Source organism: Arthrobacter sp. UC242_113 (assembly GCF_044054585.1).
Classification (GTDB): Bacteria; Actinomycetota; Actinomycetes; order Actinomycetales; family Micrococcaceae; genus Arthrobacter.
On the sequence record NZ_CP171968.1, the window covers coordinates 1,648,979 to 1,674,030 of the forward strand.

23 protein-coding genes are annotated in these 25,052 nt (G+C 67.1%); 1 reads left to right on the forward strand and 22 read right to left on the reverse strand.

Going from position 1 to position 25,052, the window contains the following annotated elements:
• Nucleotides 1-27: 27 nt before the first annotated feature.
• From metK to pyrR, 12 genes are all read right to left on the reverse strand, one after another.
• Nucleotides 28-1,263 carry a methionine adenosyltransferase gene (metK, locus tag ACHMXB_RS07310; RefSeq protein WP_111905440.1) on the reverse strand — a complete coding sequence of 412 codons (1,236 nt, stop codon included), beginning with the start codon at nt 1,261-1,263 and terminating at the stop codon, nt 28-30.
• Between the two features lie 76 nt (nt 1,264-1,339).
• Nucleotides 1,340-2,638: a bifunctional phosphopantothenoylcysteine decarboxylase/phosphopantothenate synthase gene (locus ACHMXB_RS07315; protein WP_395404063.1), complete on the reverse strand. Its 1,299-nt coding sequence runs from the start codon at nt 2,636-2,638 to the stop codon at nt 1,340-1,342.
• A 40-nt stretch (nt 2,639-2,678) separates the two neighbouring features.
• Nucleotides 2,679-2,939: a DNA-directed RNA polymerase subunit omega gene (rpoZ, locus tag ACHMXB_RS07320; protein WP_003800778.1), complete on the reverse strand. Its 261-nt coding sequence runs from the start codon at nt 2,937-2,939 to the stop codon at nt 2,679-2,681.
• Between the two features lie 15 nt (nt 2,940-2,954).
• The gene (gmk, locus tag ACHMXB_RS07325; RefSeq protein WP_111905438.1) at nt 2,955-3,551 is read right to left on the reverse strand and encodes a guanylate kinase; all 597 of its coding nucleotides are present in this window, start codon (nt 3,549-3,551) and stop codon (nt 2,955-2,957) included.
• 43 nt (nt 3,552-3,594) lie between these two features.
• Nucleotides 3,595-3,912, reverse strand: coding sequence for an integration host factor, actinobacterial type (gene mihF, locus ACHMXB_RS07330; protein ID WP_395404067.1), 318 nt, complete (start codon nt 3,910-3,912; stop codon nt 3,595-3,597).
• Between the two features lie 104 nt (nt 3,913-4,016).
• On the reverse strand, nt 4,017-4,877 hold the full coding sequence (gene pyrF, locus ACHMXB_RS07335) for an orotidine-5'-phosphate decarboxylase (RefSeq protein ID WP_395404069.1): 861 nt from the start codon (nt 4,875-4,877) through the stop codon (nt 4,017-4,019).
• Nucleotides 4,870-8,199, reverse strand: coding sequence for a carbamoyl-phosphate synthase large subunit (gene carB / locus ACHMXB_RS07340; protein WP_395404071.1), 3,330 nt, complete (start codon nt 8,197-8,199; stop codon nt 4,870-4,872). Before carB ends, pyrF begins: the two co-directional genes overlap by 8 nt.
• Nucleotides 8,199-9,533 carry a glutamine-hydrolyzing carbamoyl-phosphate synthase small subunit gene (gene carA, locus ACHMXB_RS07345; RefSeq protein ID WP_395404073.1) on the reverse strand — a complete coding sequence of 445 codons (1,335 nt, stop codon included), beginning with the start codon at nt 9,531-9,533 and terminating at the stop codon, nt 8,199-8,201. The genes carB and carA overlap by 1 nt, the downstream gene beginning before the upstream one ends.
• A 14-nt stretch (nt 9,534-9,547) precedes the next feature.
• Nucleotides 9,548-10,057 carry a hypothetical protein gene (locus tag ACHMXB_RS07350; RefSeq protein WP_395404075.1) on the reverse strand — a complete coding sequence of 170 codons (510 nt, stop codon included), beginning with the start codon at nt 10,055-10,057 and terminating at the stop codon, nt 9,548-9,550.
• The gene (locus tag ACHMXB_RS07355; protein ID WP_395404077.1) at nt 10,057-11,430 is read right to left on the reverse strand and encodes a dihydroorotase; all 1,374 of its coding nucleotides are present in this window, start codon (nt 11,428-11,430) and stop codon (nt 10,057-10,059) included. Before ACHMXB_RS07355 ends, ACHMXB_RS07350 begins: the two co-directional genes overlap by 1 nt.
• The gene (locus ACHMXB_RS07360) at nt 11,430-12,425 is read right to left on the reverse strand and encodes an aspartate carbamoyltransferase catalytic subunit (RefSeq protein WP_395404079.1); all 996 of its coding nucleotides are present in this window, start codon (nt 12,423-12,425) and stop codon (nt 11,430-11,432) included. Before ACHMXB_RS07360 ends, ACHMXB_RS07355 begins: the two co-directional genes overlap by 1 nt.
• Complete coding sequence (gene pyrR, locus ACHMXB_RS07365; protein ID WP_190602716.1) at nt 12,422-13,006, reverse strand: bifunctional pyr operon transcriptional regulator/uracil phosphoribosyltransferase PyrR; 585 nt, start codon at nt 13,004-13,006, stop codon at nt 12,422-12,424. The genes ACHMXB_RS07360 and pyrR overlap by 4 nt, the downstream gene beginning before the upstream one ends.
• 178 nt (nt 13,007-13,184) lie before the next feature.
• Between pyrR and ACHMXB_RS07370 the strand changes: the two genes are divergently transcribed.
• Nucleotides 13,185-14,429: a PrsW family intramembrane metalloprotease gene (locus tag ACHMXB_RS07370; protein ID WP_395404081.1), complete on the forward strand. Its 1,245-nt coding sequence runs from the start codon at nt 13,185-13,187 to the stop codon at nt 14,427-14,429.
• A 116-nt stretch (nt 14,430-14,545) separates the two neighbouring features.
• On the opposite strand, the gene nusB is transcribed toward ACHMXB_RS07370, so the two are convergent.
• The 10 genes from nusB to alaS form a co-directional block, all read right to left on the reverse strand.
• The gene (nusB, locus tag ACHMXB_RS07375) at nt 14,546-14,956 is read right to left on the reverse strand and encodes a transcription antitermination factor NusB (protein WP_076802758.1); all 411 of its coding nucleotides are present in this window, start codon (nt 14,954-14,956) and stop codon (nt 14,546-14,548) included.
• Nucleotides 14,956-15,519 carry an elongation factor P gene (gene efp, locus ACHMXB_RS07380; protein WP_102972375.1) on the reverse strand — a complete coding sequence of 188 codons (564 nt, stop codon included), beginning with the start codon at nt 15,517-15,519 and terminating at the stop codon, nt 14,956-14,958. The genes nusB and efp overlap by 1 nt, the downstream gene beginning before the upstream one ends.
• Nucleotides 15,520-15,707: 188 nt before the next feature.
• Entirely contained in the window at nt 15,708-16,226 is a 519-nt protein-coding gene (locus tag ACHMXB_RS07385; RefSeq protein WP_395404084.1) for a tetratricopeptide repeat protein, read from the reverse strand.
• The gene (gene aroB / locus ACHMXB_RS07390; protein ID WP_111905429.1) at nt 16,226-17,314 is read right to left on the reverse strand and encodes a 3-dehydroquinate synthase; all 1,089 of its coding nucleotides are present in this window, start codon (nt 17,312-17,314) and stop codon (nt 16,226-16,228) included. Before aroB ends, ACHMXB_RS07385 begins: the two co-directional genes overlap by 1 nt.
• A complete protein-coding gene (locus tag ACHMXB_RS07395) occupies nt 17,311-17,892 on the reverse strand; it encodes a shikimate kinase (RefSeq protein WP_395404086.1) in 582 nt (193 codons plus the stop codon). The genes aroB and ACHMXB_RS07395 overlap by 4 nt, the downstream gene beginning before the upstream one ends.
• Nucleotides 17,893-17,951: 59 nt before the next feature.
• Nucleotides 17,952-19,151: a chorismate synthase gene (aroC, locus tag ACHMXB_RS07400; protein ID WP_395404088.1), complete on the reverse strand. Its 1,200-nt coding sequence runs from the start codon at nt 19,149-19,151 to the stop codon at nt 17,952-17,954.
• Nucleotides 19,152-19,177: 26 nt separating this feature from the next.
• On the reverse strand, nt 19,178-20,038 hold the full coding sequence (locus tag ACHMXB_RS07405) for a shikimate dehydrogenase (protein WP_395404090.1): 861 nt from the start codon (nt 20,036-20,038) through the stop codon (nt 19,178-19,180).
• Nucleotides 20,035-21,744 carry an endolytic transglycosylase MltG gene (mltG, locus tag ACHMXB_RS07410; protein ID WP_395404092.1) on the reverse strand — a complete coding sequence of 570 codons (1,710 nt, stop codon included), beginning with the start codon at nt 21,742-21,744 and terminating at the stop codon, nt 20,035-20,037. Before mltG ends, ACHMXB_RS07405 begins: the two co-directional genes overlap by 4 nt.
• Nucleotides 21,741-22,337, reverse strand: coding sequence for a Holliday junction resolvase RuvX (gene ruvX, locus ACHMXB_RS07415; RefSeq protein ID WP_395404094.1), 597 nt, complete (start codon nt 22,335-22,337; stop codon nt 21,741-21,743). Before ruvX ends, mltG begins: the two co-directional genes overlap by 4 nt.
• 6 nt (nt 22,338-22,343) lie before the next feature.
• On the reverse strand, nt 22,344-25,022 hold the full coding sequence (alaS, locus tag ACHMXB_RS07420; protein ID WP_395404096.1) for an alanine--tRNA ligase: 2,679 nt from the start codon (nt 25,020-25,022) through the stop codon (nt 22,344-22,346).
• Nucleotides 25,023-25,052: the final 30 nt, after the last annotated feature.

Here is a 25,052-nt window from a genome sequence, read left to right on the forward strand (position 1 = left end):
CTCCCGCACGGGTACGGACGGGCGGGCTCAGGCGTTGAAGTACGCCTTCAGGTCGTCCACGCGGTCCAGGCGCTCCCAGGTGAAGTCCGGATCATCGCGGCCGAAGTGGCCGTGCGCTGCGGTCTTGGCGTAGATGGGACGCTTGAGGTCCAGGGCGTCGATGATGGCGCGGGGGCGCAGATCGAAAATCTCGGCAATCGCGGCGCTGATCTTTGCCGGGTCCACGGTCTCGGTCCCGAACGTCTCGACGTAGGTGCCCACCGGGCGGGCCTGGCCGATCGCGTAGGCGATCTGGATCTCGGCGCGCTTGGCGAGTCCTGCAGCCACCACGTTCTTGGCAACCCAGCGCATGGCGTACGCCGCGGAGCGGTCCACCTTGGACGGGTCCTTGCCGGAGAAGGCGCCGCCGCCGTGCCGGGCCATCCCTCCGTAGGTGTCCACGATGATCTTGCGGCCGGTGAGTCCGGCGTCGCCCACCGGGCCGCCGATCACGAACGCGCCCGCGGGGTTCAGGATGTTGTTGGTCCGCGAAATGTCCAGGTCGGCCAGGGCGAGGACGGGGTCGATGACGTGCGTCGCGAGGTCGGCCCGCAGCTGGTCGAGGCTGAAGCCGTCAGCGTGCTGGCTGGAGATCACCACGGTTTCCACGGAAACCGGCCGGTCGCCGTCGTACCCGATGGTGGCCTGGGTCTTGCCGTCCGGGCGGAGGTAGGCGAGTTCGCCGTTCTTGCGGACCTCGGTGAGCCGCTCCGAGAGCCGGTGCGCGATCCAGATCGGCGTGGGCATGTAGGACGGGGTCTCGTCGCTGGCGTAGCCGAACATGAGGCCCTGGTCGCCGGCGCCCTGCAGGTCGTAGTCGTCCTCCTGGCGGCCTTCGCGCGCTTCCAAGGAGTTGAAGACGCCGCCGGCGATGTCGTTGGACTGCTGCCCGATGGATACGGAAACGCCGCAGCGTGCGCCGTCGAAGCCGTTGGCAGAGGAGTCGTAGCCGATGCCCAGGATGGTCTCGCGGACAATCTGCGGGATTTCGACATACGCGTCCGTGGTCACTTCGCCGGCCACGTGGACCAGGCCGGTGGTGGCCATGGTCTCGACGGCGACGCGGGACTCGGGGTCCTTGTCCAGCAGGGCGTCCAGGATCGCATCACTGATCTGGTCACAGATCTTGTCCGGGTGCCCTTCGGTGACCGACTCCGAGGTGAAGAGCCGAAGCGCGGCGGGTGCGGACCCGTGGGATTCTGGAATGTGCAGCGGTAAAGTCACTCAACTACCTTACTGGTTGGCAAACGGCGGGGCGGCAGCGTGTGTCCCCATGCTAAGGAGACGTTGCTTACGCCCGTCAGGTTCGCGGAAAGACCCGGCTTAGTTCGGAGCCGACGCGGTCAATGACAATGGCGGCGACGTCCTGCTTGGAGCCGGACGCCGACTGGGGTTCGGAACCGGCCCGCGAGAGGATGACCACGGAGTTGTTGTCCTGGCCGAACACCTTGTCAGCGCCGACGTGGTTCACTACCAGCAGGTCGCAGCCCTTGCGCTTCAGCTTCGCCTCGGCGTAGGACAGCACATCGCCCTGCTCATCGCCGGTCTCGGCGGCAAAGCCCACCACGAGCTGGCTGCTGCCCGCGGCGTCACGGACTTCCACGAGCTCGTGCAGGATGTCGGGGTTGCGGACCAGCGTGATGACGGGGTCAGCGGTGTCGTCCCGCTTCTTGATTTTGCTTCCGGACACCTCCGCCGGCCGGAAGTCGGCCACCGCCGCCGCCATGATGACGACGTCGGACCCGGCTGCCGCTGCCAGCATGACTTCCCGGAGCTGCAGGGCAGTTTCGACGGCGATCAGTTCGACACCCGCCGGGGCGGGCACCTCCATGTGGGCGGCCACGAGCCGCACGGTGGCTCCGGCGTCGCGGGCGGCGGCGGCCAGCGCCACGCCCTGCTTGCCGGAGGAGCGGTTGCCCAGGAACCGGACGGGGTCCAGGGGCTCCCGGGTGCCGCCGGCGCTGATGGTCACGGTCCGGCCGGCCAGCGGGAAGTGCCGCGCGCCGCTGGTTCCGTCAGATGTTCCGCCTGCGGTTACGTTCGCAGCCGGTGTCAGCGGGGCCTCCGCCTGGAGGCCGTGCGCCAAGGCCATGGCCGCTTCGAAAATGGCTTCAGGCTCGGGCAGCCGGCCGGGGCCGGAGTCGCTGCCGGTCAGGCGGCCGCTGGCAGGTTCCAGGACGGTCACGCCGCGGCTGCGCAGCGTTTCGACGTTGGCCTGGGTGGCCGCATGCTGCCACATTTCAGTGTGCATGGCCGGGGCGAACAGCACCGGGCCGCTCGCCATGAGAAGCGTGTTGGTGAGCAGGTCGTTGGCTTGGCCGGTGGCGGCACGGGCCAGGAGGTCGGCGGTGGCCGGGGCAACCACGATCAGGTCTGCCTCGTGGCCCAGCCGGACGTGCTTCACCTGGTCGACGTCGTCGAAGACGCTGTTGGTCACCGGGTTCCCGGACAACGCCTCCCAGGTGGCCACGCCGACAAAGCGGGTGGCTGCCTCCGTGGGGATGACGGTGACGTCATGGCCGGCTTCAGTAAAAAGCCGGAGGAGCGATGCCACCTTGTAGGCGGCGATCCCTCCCCCGACTCCGAGGACTATGCGCACGTGAACTCCGTCAGCAGGCAGTCTGTTTACTCTGCGGACGTTACTCTGCAGCTTCGATCGGCGTGGAAACCAGCTTGCCTTCATTGATCTCGCGCAGGGCGATGGACAGCGACTTCTCGTTCAGCTTGGTGTCGACCAGCGGGCCGACATACTCGAACAGGCCCTCGTGCAGCTGGGCGTAGTACGCGTTGATCTGGCGTGCACGCTTGGCACCGAAGATCACCAGGCCGTACTTGGAATCAGCCGCCTCGAGCAGCGAATCGATCGGCGGGTTGATGATGCCTTCAAGGTTCGTGGACACGAATTCTCCAAATTTCTAACGGGCTGACGGCGTCTGCGTCTGGCGCGGGTGCGGGGTCAGCCCCATGAGTGAAACAAGCTCGTCCGCTGCCCGGCGGACGTCGTCATTGATGACGGTGTGGTCGAACTCCGGTTCAGCAGCAAGTTCTACTTTACCGGTTTCCAGCCGGCGCTGCTGTTCCTCGGCCGATTCGGTGCCCCGGCCCACCAGCCGGCGCACCAGTTCTTCCCAGCTGGGCGGTGCCAGGAACACGAACTGGGCATCCGGAACAGCCTGCTTGACCTGGCGTGCGCCCTGCAGGTCGATCTCAAGCAGCACCGACCGGCCTTCCGCGATGGCCTCGTTGACGGTGCTCTTCAGGGTCCCGTAGGTGTTCTGTCCGTGCACCACTGCCCATTCAAGGAATTCGCCGGCGGCCACGAGGGACTCGAACTCTTCCTTGGACTTGAAGTAGTAGTGCACGCCGTCGATCTCACCGGGCCGCGGGGCCCGGGTGGTGGCCGAGACGGACAGCCAGACCTCGGGGTAAGTGTCGCGGATATAGGTGGATACGGTGCCTTTGCCAACAGCCGTAGGACCAGCGAGGACTGTCAGTCCGGGTTTGTTGCTCACGTATTCCTTTGGACGGTCTACAGATGACTCTGTTCGGATAAAGCTATTTCTCGTTCATAAAATCTACCAGCGCCCGGCGCTGGTGGATGCCCAGGCCCCGGACCCGGCGGGACATGGCGATGCCGAGGCTGTCCATGATGGCTGCAGCCCGGACTTTCCCAATCCCCGGCAGGGCCTCGAGGAGTTCCGAAACGCGCATCCGTGCGATGGCCTCCTCGGTGCCGCCGGAGTCCAGGATCTGGGCCACGGTCAGCTCTCCCGATTTGAGCCGCTCCTTAGCCGAGGCCCTGGCAGCCCTTGCCGCCGCGGCCTTCCTGAGTGCGTCGGAACGTTCCTGCGGAGACAAGGGTCGCAAGCTCACGGTCAATTCCCCTGGGGTCAGCCAACGGATCCGCGGCCGGCGGCGTTGGAGCAGCCACGGATTTGTCCTGAACCTACTCCCTGCCGGCCGGAGAAATCAATGGACTATTCCGAGCGTAGTCCGGCGAGGGTGCGCTCCGCCGCCTCGGTCAGCTCCCGGACGCCCGGGCCGGCCTTGAGGATGTCACGGCTGGACGTTCCCAAAACCTGGGGATAGGCGGCGCCGAAGGTCTTCCGCAGGTCTGCAGGTGTCGCCCCCTGCGCGCCCAGGCCCGGGGCAAGGATCGGCCCGCGGACGGTAACCAGGTCAAGCTGCAGGTCCGCCAGAGCCGTACCCACGGTGGCTCCCACCACGAGACCCACCGAGCCCATGGCGCCGGAGTAGCGTTCATTCTCCCCCGCGGCTGCCTGGACAATCCGGCGTGCCACCGAATCGCTTCCGCCCACGTGCTGCACCGAAGCGCCCTCCGGGTTGGAGGTCAACGCCAGGACAAACACACCCCGGCCGTGTTCGGCTGCGAGATCCAGTGCCGGCCGGAGCGACTCGAAACCCAGGTAGGGGCTCAGCGTCACGGAATCCGCCGCGAGGGCAGACCCGTCCCGGAGCCAGGCGTCGGCGTATGCGGCCATGGTGGACCCGATGTCGCCGCGCTTCGCGTCGGCGATGGTCAGCACGCCCTCGTCCCGGGCGGTGGCGAGAACCTCTTCGAGGACTGCCATTCCGGCCGACCCGTGCCGTTCGTACAGGGCCACCTGCGGCTTGACCGCGGCAGCGAGCGAAGCCACGGCCTCCAGGGCGGTGAGCGAAAAGCGCCTCAGGCCGGCGACGTCGTCGTTCAGGCCCCAGCTGGCCAGAAGGGAAGGGTGGGGATCAATCCCGACGCACAGCGGACCGCGGTCCGCCATGGCGCGGCCCAGCCGGGAGCCAAACGATTCCCGGCCGGTACCTGGCGTTGCCTCAGGCATTCTGCGCTGCTGCCTTCTGCAGGGCGGCCTGCTGTGACGCAGCGAGGGCTGCGGCGTGCTCCTGCAGGCTGGTCACGGACCACGCGTAGGTGCGCAGCGCCTCGATGGCCTGGACGGCGGCGTTGAACTCGGCCACCGTGGTGATGCAGGGGATGCCGATGGACGTGGCGGCCGCACGGAGTTCGTATCCGTCGCTGCGGGCCTCGCCGCCGGACGGGGTGTTGAACACCATGTCGATTTCGCCGGCCACCACGAGGTCGGCGATGGTCCCTTCACCCTCGGCGCTGCTGCCCTCGGCCACCTTGCGCACCGGAGTGGCCTGGATGCCGTTGCGGCGCAGGACATCGGCGGTGCCGCCCGTGGAGACGATCTCGAAGCCGAGGTCCGAGAGGCGCTTGACGCCCATGATCACCGACCGCTTGTCCCGGTTGGCCACGGAGACGAAGATCTTGCCTTCGGTGGGCAGCGCGTTGTTGGCGCCGGCCTGGCTCTTGGCGAAGGCGGTGTCGAAGTGCTTGTCGATGCCCATCACCTCGCCGGTGGAGCGCATCTCCGGGCCGAGCAGCGAGTCCACTACCTTGCCTTCGAGGGTGCGGAAGCGGCTGAACGGCAGGACGGCTTCCTTGACGGAGACAGGAGAGTCCAGGGGAAGCGTGGAGCCGTCGCCGGTCTCGGGCAGCATCTTGTAGGCGCTGCGCAGCTGGTTGATGGTCACGCCGGTGCCGATCAGGGCTGCGGCTTTGGCCATCTGTACGCCGGTGGCCTTGGACACGAACGGCACGGTCCGGGAAGCGCGGGGGTTGGCTTCCAGGACGTACAGTACGTCGGAGGCCAGCGCGAACTGGATATTGATGAGGCCGCGGACGCCCACGCCCTCGGCGATGGCCCGAGTGGCGGTACGGACGCGTTCCAGGACGTTGTTGCCCAGGGTGATGGGCGGCAGGACGCACGCGGAGTCGCCGGAGTGGATCCCGGCTTCCTCGATGTGTTCCATGATGCCGCCCAGGTACATGTCCGTGCCGTCGAAGAGGGCGTCGACGTCGATTTCGACGGCGTCCTCGAGGAAGCGGTCGATCAGCACCGGGTGGTCCGGGGTGATTTCGGTGGCGTTGGCGATGTAGCGGGACAGGTTGGGCTCGTCGTAGACGATCTCCATGCCGCGGCCGCCCAGGACGTAGGACGGGCGGACCAGGACCGGGTAACCGATCTCGTCGGCGATCTTCTTGGCGTCCTCGAAGGAAACGGCGGTGCCGTTCTTCGGGGAAACCAGGCCGGATTCGTCCAGCACGCGGGCGAAGGCGCCGCGGTGCTCGGCGAGGTCGATCGCCTCGGGCGAGGTGCCCAGGATGGGTACGCCGGCGTCGGCCAGCTGCTGGGCCAGCTTCAGCGGGGTCTGGCCGCCGAGCTGGACGAAGACGCCCATCACGCCGCCGGTGCGTTCCTCGGCCGCGATGACCTCGAGGACGTCCTCGAGGGTCAGCGGCTCGAAGTACAGCCGGGTGGAGATGTCGTAGTCCGTGGAGACGGTTTCCGGGTTGCAGTTGACCATGACGGTCTCGTACCCGGCCTTGCGCAGCGCCATGGAGGCGTGGACGCAGGAGTAGTCGAACTCGATGCCCTGGCCGATGCGGTTGGGTCCGGAGCCGAGGATGAGGATGGACGGCTTGGAATGCAGCGCAACCTCGTCCTCCTCGTCGTAGGCCGAGTAGTGGTAGGGGGTGTAGGCGGCGAACTCGGCGGCGCAGGTGTCCACCGTCTTGTAGACCGGGCGGATGCCCAGAGCCTGGCGGACACCGCGGACAACAGCCTCGGGATTGTGGGTCAGCGAGCCGATCTGTTCGTCGGAGAAGCCGTGCCGCTTGGCGTTGCGGAGCATGTCCTCGGTGAGGGCGCCGGAGCGGCGGATCTCCTGGGAGATCTCGTTGAGCAGCTGCAGCTGGTCAAGGAACCAGGGGTCGATCTTGGTGGCCTCGAAGAGGTCCTCCACGCTGGCGCCGCCGAGCAGGGCGCGCTGCACCTGGTGCAGGCGTTCCGTGGTGGGGCGCTTGGCCTTCTCGATGAGTTCCGGGACTTCCCATTCGGGGACGGAGCTGAAGTCCAGCTGCGAGCCCTTCTGCTCGAGGGAGCGCAGGGCCTTCTGCAGGGCTTCGGTGAAGTTGCGGCCCATGGCCATGGCCTCGCCCACCGACTTCATGGTGGTGGTGAGGGTGTTGTCGGCAGCGGGAAACTTCTCGAACGCGAACCGCGGGACCTTGACCACCACGTAGTCGAGCGTGGGCTCGAAGGAGGCGGGGGTCTTCTGCGTGATGTCGTTCGGGATCTCGTCCAGGGTGTAGCCGAGCGAGAGCTTGGTGGCGATCTTGGCGATGGCGAAGCCGGTGGCCTTGGACGCCAGCGCCGAGGAACGGGACACGCGCGGGTTCATTTCGATGACCACGACGCGGCCGGTGGCGGGATCGATGGCGAACTGGATGTTGCAGCCGCCGGTGTCCACGCCGACTTCACGGATGACGGCGATGGAGATGTCGCGGAGCCGCTGGTATTCGCGGTCCGTGAGGGTCAGTGCCGGGGCCACGGTGATGGAGTCGCCGGTGTGCACGCCCACGGGATCGAAGTTCTCGATGGAACAGACGACAACCACGTTGTCGTTCTTGTCCCGCATCATTTCGAGCTCGTATTCCTTCCAGCCCAGGATGCTCTCTTCGAGCAGCACCTCACTGGTGGGGCTGTACTGCAGGCCCTGGCCGACGATGCGGCGGAGGTCCTCTTCGTTGTACGCCAGGCCGGAACCGAGGCCGCCCATGGTGAAGGAGGGGCGGACCACCATGGGGTAACCGAGGTCGTCGGCTGCCTTCAGGGCCTCGTCCATGGTGTGGATGATGTGGCTGCGGGCGGATTCCGCGCCGCAGCGCTCCACGACGCCCTTGAACTTCTCGCGGTCCTCGCCGAGCTCGATAGCCGCAATGTTCGCGCCGATCAGCTCCACGTTGTACTTCTCCAGCACACCGTTCTTGTCCAGCGCGATGGCGGTGTTCAGTGCCGTCTGGCCGCCCAAGGTGGGCAGCACGGCGTCGGGGCGCTCCTTGGCGATGATCTTCTCCACCACCTCGGGGGTGATGGGCTCGATGTAGGTGGCGTCAGCGAACTCCGGGTCGGTCATGATGGTGGCCGGGTTGGAGTTGACGAGGATGACCCGCAGGCCTTCCTCCTTGAGGACGCGAATGGCCTGCGTGCCGGAGTAGTCAAATTCAGCGGCCTGGCCGATGACGATCGGGCCGGAACCGATGACCAGGACGCTCTTAAGGTCAGTTCTCTTGGGCATTACTTCTTGTCCTCAGTCTTGTTGTCAGTCGTGTTCGGCTCGGCGTTTTGCTGGGCGCCGTTTTGCTGGGCCGGAGCGGCCTGGGCATCGGCGGGGTGCTGAGCGTCCACCGGTTCCCTGGACAGGTTGGCCGTGCGGCCGTCCCGGGCACCTTCCATCAGCTCGATGAAGCGGTCGAAGAGGTAGGCGGCGTCGTGCGGGCCGGCGGCGGCTTCCGGGTGGTACTGGACGGAGAAGGCGGGGATGTCCAGACAGGCCAGGCCTTCCACGACCTCGTCGTTCAGGCTGACGTGGCTGACCTCGACCCGTCCGTAGCGCTCTTCCGGCGCGTTGGTGGGGCCGTCCAGCGGGGCGTCGACGGCGAAGCCGTGGTTCTGCGAGGTGATCTCCACCTTGCCGGTGCGGCGGTCCATGACGGGCTGGTTGATGCCCCGGTGGCCGTAGCGCAGCTTGTAGGTACCGAAGCCGAGGGCGCGGCCCAGAATCTGGTTGCCGAAGCAGATGCCGAAGTAGGGCAGCTTCTCGTCCAGGACGGTGCGGAGCAGCTTGACCTGGTTGTCCGCGGTGGCGGGGTCGCCGGGGCCGTTGGACATGAAGAAGCCATCGGGGCTGACGGCCTTGACGTCGTCGATGGTGGCCGTGGCGGGCAGCACGTGCACGCGGACGCCGCGCTCGGCGAAGCGCACCGGCGTCATGGACTTGATGCCGAGGTCGATCGCCGCGATGCTGAAGCGCGCGTCGCCGTCCCAGCCGTGGTCCGTCGGCTCCACGACGTAGGCTGCGTCGATGCTGACTTCCTCGGCGAGCCGGGCGCCTTCCATCGGCTCGCTGGCGAGCACGGCGTCGACGAGTTCCTTGTCCGTGGCCCTGGCGGCCTCGCCGGAGAAGATGCCGGCGCGCATGGTCTTGTGCTCGCGCAGGTGGCGGGTGATGGCCCGGGTGTCCACGCCCTGGATGCCGACGATGCCCTGCTCGACCAGCTCGGAGTCAAGAGATCGCTCAGCCCGCCAGTTGGACGGGCGGCGTGCGGCGTCACGGACAATGTAACCGGCCACCCAGATGCGGCGGGATTCCGCGTCCTCGCTGTTTACACCGGTGTTGCCGATGTGCGGGGCGGTCTGCACCACCAGCTGGCGTGCGTAGGACGGGTCGGTAATGGTCTCCTGGTAGCCGGTCATGCCGGTGGCGAAGACCGCTTCCCCGAGGGCGGTGCCCTGCGCGCCGTAGCTGCGGCCGCGGAAGATGCGGCCGTCCTCGAGCACCAGGACGGCGGGGGCGGATGCTGCGGCCTGCGGCGCAGTTCCTGCGTTTACTGTCACTTCGGTTTCCGTCACTTTATTACTTTCCACTATTGGGCACCCGCCTGGGGGCCTGGGGAGATCATTTCCTGAAGTTGTTGGAGGACGGCCGGCTTGTCCGCGGCGCGGCGGGTGCGGAAGCCGGTGTCCAGGGCGTGGGTTCCGAGCGTCCAGCTGAGGATCAGCAGCCCGTCCTTTTCCACGAATTTACCGGCCATGCCGCTGTCCTGCCGAACACCGGCCAGCGAGGACGCCGGGATGAACAGCGCCCGTGCGCCGGAGCGGTCCAGAAGCACGCCTTCCGGGTGGATGGAGATCTGCGCGTTGGTGCGGATGCCGAGGCCGTGCACGGCAATCCTGTCCAGCCAGTCCCCCGCGGTGGTGGAGGCCACGTACTGGCCCTCCGCCGAAACCAGCGGCTCGCCGAGCCCGGCCGGAACCGGCGGCAGCTGTTCGATGTCGGACTGCCGCCGGAGCCGGTTGCGCCAGCCGATCCAGATCAGGACAAAAACGACGGCGACCACGGCCAGCATCGCAAGTCCGGGGAGGACTTTTTCCATCAGTTGGCACCTGCTGCGCCGGCAACCGGCGCTTCCGACGGGTAGCGGTACGGCGTGTTGAGCTTGCCGTCCAGAACCGTGGGGTGGCCCTTGAAGAACGTGGCCACCACCTTGCCGGGGAGTTCCATGCCGCGGAACGGCGAGTTGCGCCCCATGGTGGCCATCGCGGACGGGTCCACGGTCCAGCGCGCGGCCGGGTCCACGAGGACAATGTTGGCGGGCTCGCCCTTTTCGAGCGGCCGGCCCTGGTCCGTGAGGCGCCCGATGCCGGCAGGGGCCGTGGAGGTGACCCTGGCGAAGTCGGCCCAGGTCATCAGGCCGGTCTCGATCATGGCGTGCTGGACCACGGACAGCGCGGTTTCCAGCCCGGTCATGCCCATGGCCGCCTGCGCCCACTCGCATTCCTTGTGCTCGCTCGGGTGCGGGGCGTGGTCGGTGCCGACGACGTCGATGGTGCCGTCGGCGAGGGCCGCGCGCAGGGCCTGGACGTCGTCGTTGGTGCGCAGCGGCGGGTTGACCTTGTAGACGGGGTCGTAGCTGCGGACCAGGTCATCGGTGAGCAGCAGGTGGTGCGGGGTCACTTCGGCAGTGACGTTGATGCCCCGGCTCTTGGCCCAGCGGATGATCTCGACCGAACCTGCGGTGGACACGTGGCAGACGTGCAGCCGGGAGCCCACGTGCTGGGCCAGCAGGACGTCGCGGGCGATGATGCTTTCCTCGGCCACTGCCGGCCAGCCGGTCAGGCCGAGGACCGCGGACACTTCGCCTTCGTTCATCTGGGCGCCGGCAGTGAGGCGCGGTTCCTGCGCGTGCTGGGCCACCACGCCGTCGAACGCCTTGACGTACTCGAGGGCACGGCGCATCAGGACGGGATCGTGGACGCAGATGCCGTCGTCGGAGAACATCCGCACCTGGGCGCGGGAGTCTGCCATGGCGCCGAGTTCGGCGAGCTGCTCGCCGGCAAGACCAACGGTGACGGCCCCCACCGGGCGGACGTCCACCCAGCCGGCGGCACGGCCCAGGCTGTACACCTGCTCCACCACGCCGGCGGTGTCCGCCACCGGGGTGCTGTTGGCCATGGCGTGCACGGCCGTGAAGCCGCCGAGGGCTGCGGCGCGGGTTCCGGTTTCCACCGTTTCGGCGTCTTCCCGGCCCGGTTCGCGGAGGTGGGTGTGGACGTCCACCATGCCGGGCAGGGCGACGAGGCCGTCGGCGTCGATCACGGTGGCGCCCTCAGCCATGCCTGCAGCTGTGCCTGTCTTCGACAGATCGGCGCCGCGGGCCGCGATGACGCCGTCGCGGATGAGCAGGTCCTCGGCGTCGCCGCCAAGGATCGCAGCGCCGCGGATAAGGTACGTGGATTCTTCAGCCATCAGTTGCTCTCCTTCAGGGTGGCGGCTGGTTCACGGGTATCCCCGGAGAGCAGCAAATACAGGGCAGCCATGCGGATCGACACGCCGTTCTTCACCTGCGCGAGCACAGTGGAACGGGGCGAATCGGCGGCGGCCGCGGAAATTTCCAGGCCCCGGTTCATGGGGCCGGGGTGCATGATGATGGTGTCCTTCAGGCCCAGGCTGTCCAGCGCGCGGAGCCTGTTGTCATCAAAACCCCAGCGCCGGGAGTACTCCCGGGTGGACGGGAAGAACGAGGCGTTCATCCGCTCGCCCTGGACGCGGAGCATCATGACCGCGTCAACGCCCTTTTCGAGCGTCTCGTCCATGTCGTAGCTGATGCTGCAGGGCCAGCGTTCGACGCCGATGGGCAGCAGTGTGGGCGGTGCCACCAGGGTCACGTCGGCGCCGAGCGTGCGCAGGAGCCAGACGTTGGACCGCGCCACGCGGGAGTGCAGGACGTCGCCGGCAATGGCGACGCGCATGCCGCGCAGGTCCGCCCCCGTGGAGGGCAGGCCGGAGAGCTTGGTCCAGTGCCGCCGCATGGTGAACGCGTCCAGCAGCGCCTGGGTGGGGTGTTCGTGGGTGCCGTCGCCAGCGTTGATCACGGCAGCGTCGATCCAGTCGGTGGCTGCCAGCCGGTGCGGTGCACCGGAGGCCCAGTGACGGATCACGACGGCGTCAGCACCCATGGCGGACAGCGTCTGGGCGGTGTCCTTGAGGGACTCGCCCTTGGAGACCGACGATCCCTTGGCGGCGAAGTTAATGACGTCGGCGGAGAGCCGCTTGGCCGCGGCTTCGAAGGAAATGCGGGTCCTGGTGGAGTCCTCGAAGAAGAGGTTCACCACGGTCCGTCCGCGCAGGGCGGGAAGCTTCTTGACCTCGCGCTCCCCCACGCTCGACATTTCTTCGGCGGTGTCGAGGATGCGGACGGCGTTGGCCAGGCTGAGGTCTTCGGTGGAGAGCAGGTGCTTCATGCGCCGCCCTCGATTACCACTTCGTTGACCGTCTGGCCGTCGACGGCGTCGGTCTCCTCGAGCCGGACCCGGACCTTTTCGGCCGAGGAGGTGGGCAGGTTCTTGCCCACGTGGTCGGCGCGGATGGGAAGTTCGCGGTGGCCCCGGTCAATCAGGACGGCCAGGCGCACAATGCGCGGCCGGCCGAGGTCCACGAGCGCGTCCAGTGCGGCACGGATGGTCCGGCCGGAGTACAAGACGTCGTCAATCAGCACGACCACCTTGTTGTCGATGCCCGTCAGCGGCAGCTGTGTACGGTGCGGCGGCCGTGTGGGCTGGTGGGAAAGGTCGTCCCGGAACATGGTGACGTCCAGCTGGCCGACGATGGCGGCGGCGTCCACGGCGGGATCGGCGGCGGCAATTTTCTGGGCTAGCCGGACCGCAAGCGGGTAGCCACGGCGGGGAATGCCCAGCAGCACCAGGTCCTGGGAGCCTTTGTTGGCCTCGAGGATTTCATGGGCGATACGAGTGAGGGCACGGTCAATGTCCGCCTGGTTGAGAACAACCCTGGCCGGAACCGGTGCCTGCGTGACAGAAGTCATCGCTCGTCTCCCCTTTCCCCGCCTCACGGGACGGAATTAAAAAAGGAACATTTGCCTTCCAAAATTACCACACGGGCGTCTGCCCCCGGCCCCGGCAGAGGGCGTCGTCCGTCACACCGCGCGGCTTCTTGCAACCCCTGTGCTTTGCTGCCCACAGCGGGGCACATAGGCTCTGTCTATGTCGATGAACCCGCAGCAGAGGCAGTTCCCCGGACCTGAGTTCAATGGGCAGCCCACGAATCCCAGCTGGATGGGCCACGTTCAGCCGCAGAACTACCGGCCGGCGCCAGGGCACCGCGGCGGTGCGGTGTACCAGGTAATCCCGGAGGCCGCGTCCACCGTGGCCGCCCGCCCGGGGGCGGGGACGCTGGGGCTCGTGGTGGGCGGCGGAATCCTTGCTTTCGTCAGCCTCTTCCTCGTGGTGCCGTTCCTCCTGTCCAGCACCGGCGTCACAGGCTTCGTCATCGGTTTTGTTGCCTCCCTCATCCCGCTGGCGGCCGTGCTGTTCGCCGTCGCCGTCATTGACCGCTGGGAACCCGAGCCGAAGCGCCTGCTGCTTTTTGCCTTCACCTGGGGAGCGGCCGTGTCAATTGCCGTGACACTGCTCATTCAGCCGGTCTTCGCCCTCGCGGCCCCGGCCACCGATGAGGCGTCCTTCCGCGATTTCATGACCACCGTGCAGGCGCCCGTGGTGGAGGAATTCGCGAAATCCCTCGGCCTGCTGCTGCTTCTCCTCTTCGCCCGCCGCAACTTTGACGGCCCTGTGGACGGGGTGGTGTTTGCCTTCACCATCGCGGGCGGCTTCGCCTTCACCGAGAACATCCTGTACTTCGGCCGGGCGATCGCCGAGTCCAGCACGCCCGGCAGCGACCTTGTCCAGATCTTCTTCCTGCGCGGGGTGATGTCGCCGTTTGCGCACGCTATCTTCACCGGGACCACCGGCCTGATCATGGGGCTGGCTGCGCGGCGCTGGCACTCCGGCGTCTCCGTGCTCGCCTTCTTCGTGGGCCTGGTTCCCGCCATGATCCTGCACAACAGGTGGAACAGCATGGGACAGGATTTCCTCGCCCAGTACGTGCTGGTGCAGGTCCCCATCTTCCTGCTCGCCGTGGCCTGCATCGTGGTGCTGCGGGTAGCGGAAACGCGCCTCACCCGGCAGCGCCTCCAGGAGTACGCCGCCGCGGGGTGGTTCGCGCCGGCCGAGGTGGAGCTGCTGTCCACTCCCGGAGGCCGCCGGCAGGCTGTGCGCTGGGCGGGTTCCTACAACCGGGGCGATCAGATGAAGGAGTTCGTCAAGGCGGCGACGCGCCTGGCATTCACCCGGCAGCGGATCCTCAGCGGCAGGGATGTGCCGTCCCACCAGCAGGACGAGGTGCAGCAGCTGCGCCACCTGACCGAACTTCGGGCCGCAGTGCAGCAATAAAGAACAGTGCAGCAATAAAGAATAGTCCAGCAGTAAGGTCCGGTCCAACAGCACCGGAGACGCAGGAAGCCCCTGCCGGGAGAACCCGGCAGGGGCTTTTCTGTGTAGTACTCAGCTCAGGCGAGCAGGGACGGCTTCAGCTGCTGAAGGCGTCCCAGGAGGCCGTTGATGAACGACGGCGACTCGTCGGTGGAGAGCGTCTTGGCCAGAGCGACAGCTTCGCTGACGGCGACGCCGTCGGGAACGTCGTCGTTGTAGAGCAGCTCCCAGGTGCCGATCCGCAGGATGATGCGGTCTACGGACGGCATCCGCTCAAGGGTCCAGCCCTGCGAGTAGGTCTCCAGGAATTCGTCGATGGTGGACTGCATCGAGACCACACCTTCAACGATCTCGAGGGTGTACGGATTGACGATCTGGTCGGTCCTCTCGCGGCGCGCACGCAGCACGTCGAAGGCCGAGACAGAGCGCTGCTCGGCTTCGAAGAGGACCTCAAGAGCCCTGTTGCGGGCTTTACCGCGGGCGCTCACTAGTCGTTGACCCGGCCCAGGTAGCTGCCGTCTCGGGTGTCGACCTTAACCTTGGTGTTGTTCTCCACGAACAGGGGCACCTGGATCTCGTAGCCCGTCTCCAGGGTGGCGGGCTTGGTGCCGGCCGAGGAGCGGTCGCCCTGCAGGCCCGGCTCGGTGTAGGTGATTTCAAGGACAACGCTCGGCGGCAGCTCGATGTACAGCGGGTTGCCTTCGTGGATGGCGATGTTGACCATCTGGTTTTCCAGCATGAAGTTGGTGGCATCGCCCACCGTGGCGCCGGAAACGGTGATCTGGTCGTAGTCCGAGGTGTCCATGAAGACGAAGTCGGCGCCGTCCTGGTACAGGTACTGGTAGTCGCGGCGGTCCACGGTGGCGGTCTCGATCTTGAGGCCGGCGTTGAAGGTCTTGTCGACGACCTTGCCGGACATGACGTTGCGCATCTTGGTGCGCACGAACGCGCCACCCTTGCCGGGCTTGACGTGCTGGAACTCGATGACGTTCCAGAGCTGGCCCTCAAGCTTCAGGACAGTTCCGTTCTTGATGTCGTTTGTGGTTGCCACTGGTTTCCTCTGGTTGTGTCTGACTGGTTCTGGCTGCCAGCTGTTATTTCAAGCAGGCATGCCGAACGGCGCGCCAGCGTGTAGTTATCAAAAATCCAGAAACTATTCTAGCGGATAAGGCAGGCACAGTTTTCGGGGCCGCCCGGCGGCGCGGCCGGAGGACCGCCCCGCCGCAGCCGGAAGAACCGTCAGGAAGCCAGTTCGAGGACGTCCCGCGCCCGCTGCAGCGCCACAGTTGAGGAATAGATGACGGCTGCATCGGCGGACTGCGCTACGCGCAGGTCCAGCGCCCGGGTGAAGGATTCCACTGCGGCGCCGATGTTCCCTGCGACGAAGTGCGTCCGTCCGAGGTACTGGTGGGCGAGGGCCTCATTGGCCGTGCCGTGCGCCTCTCCGAGGAGCTGCCGGAACAGTTCAATGGCACGGTCGTAGCGGTGGGCCACGCGCAGGACATCCGCCTCGTAGGCCCGGAGCCGGAACGACTCGGGGTCCTTGTAGCGGGCCTCTGCCAACAGTTCGGCGGCGTCGGCCGCGTGCCCCTCCACGAGCAGCACCAGGACCCGTTCAGCGGGGTCGGTTGACGCCTCGAGCGCGGCAGCGCATGCCTCTTCACTGACGATCTCAGGAAGCAGGGATTCCGGGTTGACCCGGATCCCCGGGAATCCGCCGTCGGGCCATTCGATCGTTCCGCTCTGGTCCTCGCGCATCAGGAGGCAATCTCCTGGTAGGCGGCAAAGAGCAGGGAGGTGTCCGGCACGTCCAGGATTCCCGGCTTGGCGATCCCATCCAGGACCACGAAGCGGAGCAGGTCGCCGCGGGACTTCTTGTCGCGGCGCATACCGTCCAGGAGCCCCTGCCAGCGGTCGCGGCGGTACGTGACGGGCAGCCCAAGGGATTCGAGGATGCTGCGGTGCCGGTCGGCGTCGGCGTCGCTGAGCCGGCCCACGCTGCGGGACAGCTCGGCCGCGAACATCATCCCCACCGAGACGGCAGCGCCATGCCGCCACGAGTAGCGTTCCACGAGTTCGATGGCGTGGCCCAGGGTGTGGCCGTAGTTCAGGATTTCCCGGAGCCCGGATTCCTTGAGGTCTTCCGAGACGACGCGGGCCTTGACGGCGATGGCGCGTTCGATGAGCTCACGCAGGGCGTCGGAACCGGGATCGGTGACGGCCTCGGGATCCTTCTCGACGAGGTCAAGGATGGCGGGATCGGCGATGAAGCCGCATTTGATGACCTCAGCCATGCCGGAGATGATCTCGTTCCGGGGCAGGGTCTTGAGCGTGTCCAGGTCGGTGAGGACGGCTGCGGGCGGGTGGAAGGAACCCACGAGGTTCTTGCCTTCGGCCGTGTTGATCCCGGTCTTGCCACCCACGGCCGCATCGACCATGCCGAGGAGGCTGGTGGGCATGTGGATGACCTTGACGCCGCGCAGCCAGGTGGCGGCCACGAAGCCGGCGAGGTCGGTGACGGCGCCGCCGCCGACGGAGACCACGGCATCGGAGCGGGTGAAATCGTTCTGTCCCAGCACCTGCCAGCAGAAGGCAGCCACCTGGATGTGCTTGCCTTCCTCGGCGTCGGGGATTTCCGCGGTGACGGCGGTGAAGCCGGCAGCGGCCAGTTCATCCCGGACCGTGTCGCCGGTGAGCCGAAGGGCCCGCGGGTGGATGACCAGGACGCGGCGGACGCGCTCGCCCAACAGTCCCGGCAGCGTGCCGAGCAGGCCGCGGCCAACTACGACGTCGTAGTTGTCCCCGGCCGACTGGCCGGTGACCTTGATGACGGTTGATTCGCTCACTTTTCAACTTCCTGTTTCGCGGCGGCACTTCCGTTGGCGGCCGTCGTCGCGGTTTTGTTGATCTCGCGGGTGGTGGATCCGGGTGGCTTGCCGGCGGCGAAGTCGCACAGCGCCGCCTCCAGCTTCAGCCCCAGTTGCGGCACGCTTCCCTGCCGGACATCAAGCACGATGTCCGCTAGGCGTTCATAGACCGGCTTCCGGGTGGCGAACAGCGCCTTCCAGCGCCGGATGCCGTCACCGGCCAGCAGCGGCCGCCCTGAGTTCTTGGCGATCCGTGCGGCGACGGTATCGGCATCGCACTCCAGGTAGACCACCGTGCACCGATCCAGCAGCTGCTGGGTGCCGGAGTCCAGGACCGAGCCGCCGCCGAGGGAAACCACCGTGGGGGTGCCGGCAGCGGCTTCGATGATGCGGGCAACGGTCCGGGCCTCAATCTCCCGGAAGGCACGCTCGCCGCGGCTTGCGAAGATATCCGCAATGGAACCGTGGCCCTCCACGATGACCGCGTCGGTGTCCACGAACGGGGCGTCCAGCTGTTGCGCCAGCTGCTGCCCGATCGCCGATTTGCCGACCGCCATGGGCCCAATGAGCACAATGGGCCGGTCCCCTGCGGCGCAGGGTGTCTTGCTCCGGGGCACTAGAGTCCGATCGTATCCAGCGACGCCGGAATGCTCTCGAGGTAGCCCCTGATGTTGCGGGCGGTCTCGGCTACGGAGTCGCCGCCGAACTTTTCGGTCACGGCCTCGGCCAGAACCAGCGCAACCATGGCCTCCGCCACCACGCCGGCAGCCGGAACCGCACAGACGTCCGAGCGCTGGTGGTGCGCTTTGGCCGCCTCGCCGGTGCTGATGTCGATGGTCTTCAGGGCGCGCGGCACGGTGGCGATGGGCTTCATGGCGGCGCGGACGCGCAGGACGTCGCCGATGCTCATGCCGCCTTCGATGCCGCCGGCGCGGTTGCTGGTGCGGATGATCCTGCCGTCGGCTTCCTTAACGATCTCGTCATGGGCGGCGGATCCGCGGCGTGCGGCGGTCAGGAAACCGTCGCCCACCTCAACGCCCTTGATGGCCTGGATGCCCATCAAGGCAGCGGCCAGCCGGGAATCGAGGCGGCGGTCCCAGTGAACGTAGCTGCCGAGTCCCGGGGGCAGGCCGTAGGCAAGCACCTCCACCACACCGCCGAGGGTTTCGCCTTCCTTGTGCGCGGCGTCCACCTCCGCCACCATGGCGTCAGACGTTTCCCTGTCGAAGCAGCGCAGCGGATCGGCGTCGAGCGCTATCACGTTGTCCGGCACCGGCAGCGGCCGGCCCTCGGGAACGGTGACACTCGCGATGGAGACCGTGTGGCTGACAAGCTCAATGCCGAGGTGCTTCAGGAACTGGGCGGCGACGGTGCCCATGGCAACACGGGTAGCTGTTTCGCGGGCGCTGGCGCGTTCAAGCACGGGACGGGCTTCGTCGAAGCCGTACTTCTGCATGCCGGTGAAGTCGGCGTGTCCGGGGCGCGGCCGGGTCAGCGGGGCGTTGCGGGCCTGTCCCTCGAGTTCCTCAGGGGCCACCGGATCGGCTGACATGATCTGTTCCCACTTGGGCCATTCGGTGTTGCCCACCTGGATGGCGACGGGGCCGCCCTGGGTGATGCCGTGGCGGACGCCACCGAGGATCGTGACGACGTCCTGCTCAAACTTCATCCGTGCCCCGCGGCCGTAACCGAGCCGCCGGCGGGCAAGGGCATCGGCGATTTGCCCGCTGGTGAGTTCAACACCTGCGGGGACGCCTTCAATAATTCCGACCAGTGCCGGGCCATGGGACTCACCGGCGGTCAACCAACGCAACATAAAAACCATCCTGCCATGTCTGGCGGTCAGGACACCCGCCGGGGCGCCCCGACTGCGTCGCACATCACATCTATGACGTCGGCACTGCCGGCCTCTGCCAGGCCGGTGAAATGCCGGACCTGCTCCACCGCCTGGTAGAGCAGCATCTCAAGGCCGGGAACTACTGTTCCGCCGCCGGCGTGCCAGGCGGCGGCAATCCGGCTGGGCCAGGGATCGTAGGCGACGTCCAGCAGGACGCCGTCCGTGCGCCGTCCCAGCGCCTCCAGTTCTGCCGCCATCCCGTCGGCCGCCCGCGGCGGCAGCGTGGAGATTACGACGCCGGCACCGGCCATCGCTTGGACCGCGCCGTCGAGGGAATGGACGGTGACGTCCATGCCGAGCCCGCTGGCTGCGGCCTTGGCTTCTTCAGCCCGGGCGGTGTTCCGGACGTACAGGTCCACGGACACCGCGCCAAGCTCCTTCAGGGCAGCAACCGCCGCGGCGGCGGTCCCGCCGCCGCCAAGAATGACGCCCGAGGGGGCGTCGCCGGCTCCGGCGTTGCGGAGGGCGTTGACGATCCCCGCGACATCGGTGTTGTAGCCGATCCGCCGGGTGGCCTCCCCCGCACCTTCGAACACCACGGTGTTGATAACGCCCAGGACCCGGGCCACGCCGCGGACCTCGTCCACCTCGGACACCATGGCCTTCTTCAGCGGCATGGTGACGGACAGTCCCCGCCAGCCGGCCTCGGCCCGGACGGAGTCCATGAACGCCGGCAGTGACTCTTCAGTCACATCGATGGCGCTGTAGCCGATGTCAGCACCGAGCCGCGCGTAGGCGGCAAGGTGGAGCGCCGGTGACTTCGAATGGCCGATGGGGTGCCCCAGGACGGCCGCCCGCAGGCTCATACGCAACGGCCCGGGTTGGCCTCGCACCAGGCGTTGTACTGCTCGACGTAGCCGTTGTGCTCGGCCAGCGTCTTGGAGAACTTCGTCTCCTTGGTGTCGAGGTTGATGGTCACCCAGTACAGATAATCGTTGTGGTTCGGCTTGGCCGCCGCGTCGATGGCATTCTTGCCCGGCGATCCGATGGGCCCGGCGGGCAGGCCCTGGATGGCATACGTGTTGTACGGGTTGGACTTGTCGGCCTTCTCGGCTTCGTCGATGTGGAAGGTCTTCTTGCCCAGGCCGTAGGTAACAGTGGCGTCCGACTGGATCAGCCCATTGGTTTCGGTGTTGGTGGGCTTCAGCCGGTTGTAGATGGCGCCCGCCACGTCCTTGTACTCGGCCTGGCCGCCCTCTGCCTGCACGATGCTGGCGACGGTCACGGCGTCGTACTGCTTGGCGGCGTCCGTGACTCCCTGTGCCTTCAGTTCGTCCTGGGTGGTCTTCACCAGCTTGGTGAGGATCTCCCTGGCGGTGGTTCCTAGCGGGAAACGGTACTCCCCCGGCGCCAGGAACCCTTCCAGGTTCTTGGCCTTGGCCGGCAGTCCGAACTGCTTGGGTGCGTCGCTGAGCGCCTTCAGCTGGGCCAGTGAAAGACCGGAGCCCTCCGAGATCGCCTGCAGGGATTCATCGATCCGCAGGCCTGCGTTGAGGGCGAAGTACATGACCTTCGCCTGTCCCTCGTTGAGAAGTACGGAGACGGCGTCGGAGTTCTTCATTTCCTGTTTGAAGTCGTACTCCCCCGGTGACAGGGTGCCGCCCGATGCGGTTAGGGCTGCCATGAAGGTTTCGGCGTTGGCCACCACCTTGGCATCTTCGAGCTTCGCAGCAACGGACACCGGACCTTCGCCCGGGTCGACCGACACCTTGACCTGGCCGGTGCCGGGGCCGGGGAAGTCGGCGGGCTTGTCGTTCCCCAGCAGCGGCTTCAGGAACTGCGCGCCGACGACGGTGGCGGTGATGAACAGCGCGAGCGTCAGCAGCAGCGCCACCAGGCGGCGGCGGCGCCGGACTTTCTTGGATGGCCGGGCCACGGGGGCTACGTCTTCGGCGCCGGCCAGGAGCTGGTGCCCCACGGCCTGTTGCTCGTAGTGCTCATGGTCCTCGTAGGTGTCGTGGCCTACGGCGTCATGGTGGATGTCATAGTGGAGGCCATCCTCATGGTGGACCTCCTCGTGGTGGCCGGCGGCGAATTCGGCGAAGTGCGGAGCGTCTTCCGACTGGACGCCGTGCACCGTATCCACGCGACCAGCATCGTCAGGCACGGCTGCTTCCCCATGTTCGGAGGGGTCGTGGATGGTCGGGGGAACCGGCGGAGCGTCGGGAACCTCGGCGGCCGGAACAGCCTGGGCAGCGGGAACCTGGGCGTCAGGAATGTGGGCCTCCGGGACAGGGGATGCGGCGGGAACGGCCACCGGAGGTGTAGCTATTGCCGCCACCCGGGCACTATCTGAACGGAAAGGAGTGTCCGAAGCCGAAGCCCCGGTCCGCTGTGCGGCCTCCGCTTCAACGTGCACCCCTTCACCGGATTCGTAGGCCTGCTCGGGCACGTCATCGCCTGACTCGGCGGTGACGGACTTCTCGCGGGCGCGGATCTCCTTGCGTGTCAGGGGCCGTCCGGCGTCCGCGAAGGGGTCGCCGGAGGAGTCGTCGCTATTGACCGGGCTCACTGTAGCTTTCCATCCTCTGAAGATCGTGTTTCCTTTTCCGGGTCAGGCCGTTCAGCAGTCGCGGCGGCGTGTCCGGGCAGCCCCGTACGGGGAGGAGCGCTCACACGGCTCCCCACATCCGTTCCCCTGGCTTTTTGCATGTCGATGGCGTGCTGCAAGATTCCCGCAGCCGCAACCTGATCCACCACTTTACGGTGATTTTTGCTGCTCATGCCAGCTTCGTGAAGGTTGCGGTGGGCCGTGACGGTACTGAGCCGTTCATCAACCAGGTGTACCGGAATGTCCGAACCGGCCCGCTCGAGCGCGTCAGCCAGCAGCTGGGCGTAGTCCGTGGCCATGCGGGCTGAGGCGTGTTCCTCGCCTTTCATGGTCCGCGGCAGGCCCACGAAGATCTGCACCGCGCCCCGGTCCGCCGCCAGGGCGGCAATGATCCGGACGTCCAGATTCTTCTTGGGATTGCGGTCCAGCGTCTTCAGCGGTGTGGCAAGGATCTCGTCCCGGTCGCAGATGGCGACGCCAACGCGCACGGTCCCCACGTCCACCCCGAGTTTGATGCCCCGGGGGTGGACGTGTGGCTCAGCGGAAGAAGTCACGGCTTGTTAGCGCCTGGTGATTGATTCGACGACGGCGGACAGTGCGGCGCCGACCTTGGAGGCGTCGGTGCCGCCACCCTGGGCCACGTCGTCCTTGCCGCCACCGCCGCCGCCGAGGATCCCGGCAGCGAGCCGGACCAGCGCGCCGGCCTTGACTCCGGCTTCACGGGCGGCTTCGTTGGTGGCCACCAGGATGACCGGGCGGTCGTTGCTGACGCCGGCCACGGCAACCGTGGAGGCTTCGGAGCCGAGCCGGTTGCGCAGGTCCAGGGCAAGGCCGCGGATGTCGTCGGCACCGCTGACTTGGCCGGCGTCGTGCGCGATGACCCGGACGCCGGCGGCGTCCACGGCGGTTCCGGCGAGCTGGGCAGCAGCGGCCGCGAGCTGTTCCTTGCGGAGACGCTCGAGTTCCTTTTCCGTGGCCTTCAGCTTGGTGAGGGTCGCGGAGATGCGGTCCGCCAACTGCCCGGAGGGCACCTTGAGCATCTCGGTGAGTTCGGTCACGAGGGCGCGTTCGGCGGCCAGGTGCCGGAAGGCATCCATGCCGACGAAGGCCTCGACGCGGCGGTTTCCGGATCCGACGGACTGCTCGCCGAGCAGGGACAGGCTGCCAATCAGGGAGGTGTTGGAGACGTGGGTGCCGCCGCACAGCTCGCGGGACCACGCGCCGTCGATCTCCACAACCCGGACCTCGCTGCCGTAGTTCTCGCCGAACAGCGCCATGGCGCCGAGGGCCTTGGCCTCTGCGAGTCCCATGACCTTGGTGTCCACCTGGAAGTTGTTGCGGATGGCGAGGTTGGAGACTTCCTCGACCTCGGACTTGGTGGCGGCGCTCAGCCCTTCACCCCAGGCGAAGTCGAACCGGAGGTACCCGGCCTTGTTGAACGAACCGCGCTGGGTGGCCTGCGGACCGAGGATCTGGTGCAGCGCCGCGTGCACGATGTGCGTTCCGGTGTGCGCCTGCTGTGCAGCGTGGCGCCGTTCACGGTCCACCGCGGCACGGACCAGTGCGTCAGAGGCGATCTCGCCTTCGCGGACGATGGCCTTGTGCACGCTCAGGCCCTTGATCGGACGCTGGACGTCCAGGACCTCGACCACGAATCCGTCGCCGGTGATGAGGCCGGTGTCGGCTGCCTGGCCGCCGGCCTCGGCGTAGAACGGGGTCTCGGCGAGCACCAGTTCGATCTCGTCGCCGGTGGCTGCCTGGGACACCTTGCTGCCGGCGCTGAGGATGCCGCGGACCCGGGATTCGCCCTCGAGGTCGGTGTAGCCGGTGAAGACGGTTTCGCCTTCTGCCAGGAGTTCCTGGAAGGCGGAGAGGTCGGCGTGGCCGCCCTTCTTGCCCTTGGCGTCGGCCTGGGCGCGCTGGCGCTGCTCGAGCATGAGCTTGCGGAACTCGGGCTCGTCCACCTTCAGGCCGGCTTCCTCGGCCATTTCGAGCGTCAGGTCGATGGGGAAGCCGTAGGTGTCGTGCAGCGCGAACGCGTCGGCGCCGGAGAGGGCACGCCCGGCAGCCTTCGATTCGTTGACGGCATCCTCAAGGCGGGCAGTGCCGGAGGCGATGGTGCGCAGGAACGCCTTCTCTTCGGCGTAGGCGATCCGGCTGATGCGGTCGAAGTCCGTGTCCACGATGGGGTACACGCCCTTCATGGCGTCGCGCGAGGCGGGCAGCAGGTCCGGCAGGCAGGCCTGTTCCACGCCGAGGAGGCGCATGGAGCGGACCGCACGGCGGATGAGGCGTCGCAGCACGTAGCCGCGGCCTTCATTGGAGGGCGTGACGCCGTCGGCGATGAGCATCAGGGAGGACCGGATGTGGTCGGCCACGACGCGCATGCGGACGTCATCGGTGTGGTGGGGATCGTCCTCGGTCTCGGCGGAGGTGTATTCCCTGCCCGAGAGCTTGGCGGCCATGTCGATGACCGGGCGCACCTGGTCGGTCTCGTACATGTTCTCCACGTCCTGCAGGATCATGGCGAGGCGTTCCATGCCCAGGCCGGTGTCGATGTTCTTCTTGGGCAGTTCACCCACGATGTCGAACTCGACCTTCGAGCGGACGTTGTCGATCTGGTACTGCATGAACACGAGGTTCCAGATCTCCACGTACCGGTTCTCGTCGGCGATGGGTCCGCCCTCGGCGCCGTAAGCGGGGCCGCGGTCGTAGTAGATCTCGGAGCAGGGCCCGGCCGGGCCGGGCTGGCCGGTGGACCAGTAGTTGTCCGACTTGCCCATGCGCTGGATGCGTTCGGCGGGGACTCCGGTGTTCTTGAGCCAGAGTTCCTCGGCTTCGTCGTCCTCTTCGTAGACGGTCACCCACAGCAGCTCCGGCTGGAGTCCGTACCCGCCGTCGGCAACGCTCGTGGTGAGCAGCTCCCAGGCGAACTTGATGGCGTCTTCCTTGAAGTAGTCCCCGAAGGAGAAGTTGCCGCACATCTGGAAGAAGGTGCCGTGGCGGGCGGTCTTGCCCACTTCCTCAATGTCACCGGTGCGGATGCACTTCTGGACGCTGGTGGCCCGGGAGTAGGGCGGTTCCTCACGCGCGGTCAGGTACGGGATGAACGGAACCATGCCGGCAACCGTGAACAGCAGGGAGGGGTCGCTGGAGACCAGCGATGCGGAGGGAACCGCCGTGTGGCCTTTGCTGACGAAAAAATCGACCCAGCGCTTTGTGATCTCCTGCGACTTCATGAGCTGATTACTTACCCTTCCTGGTTCACG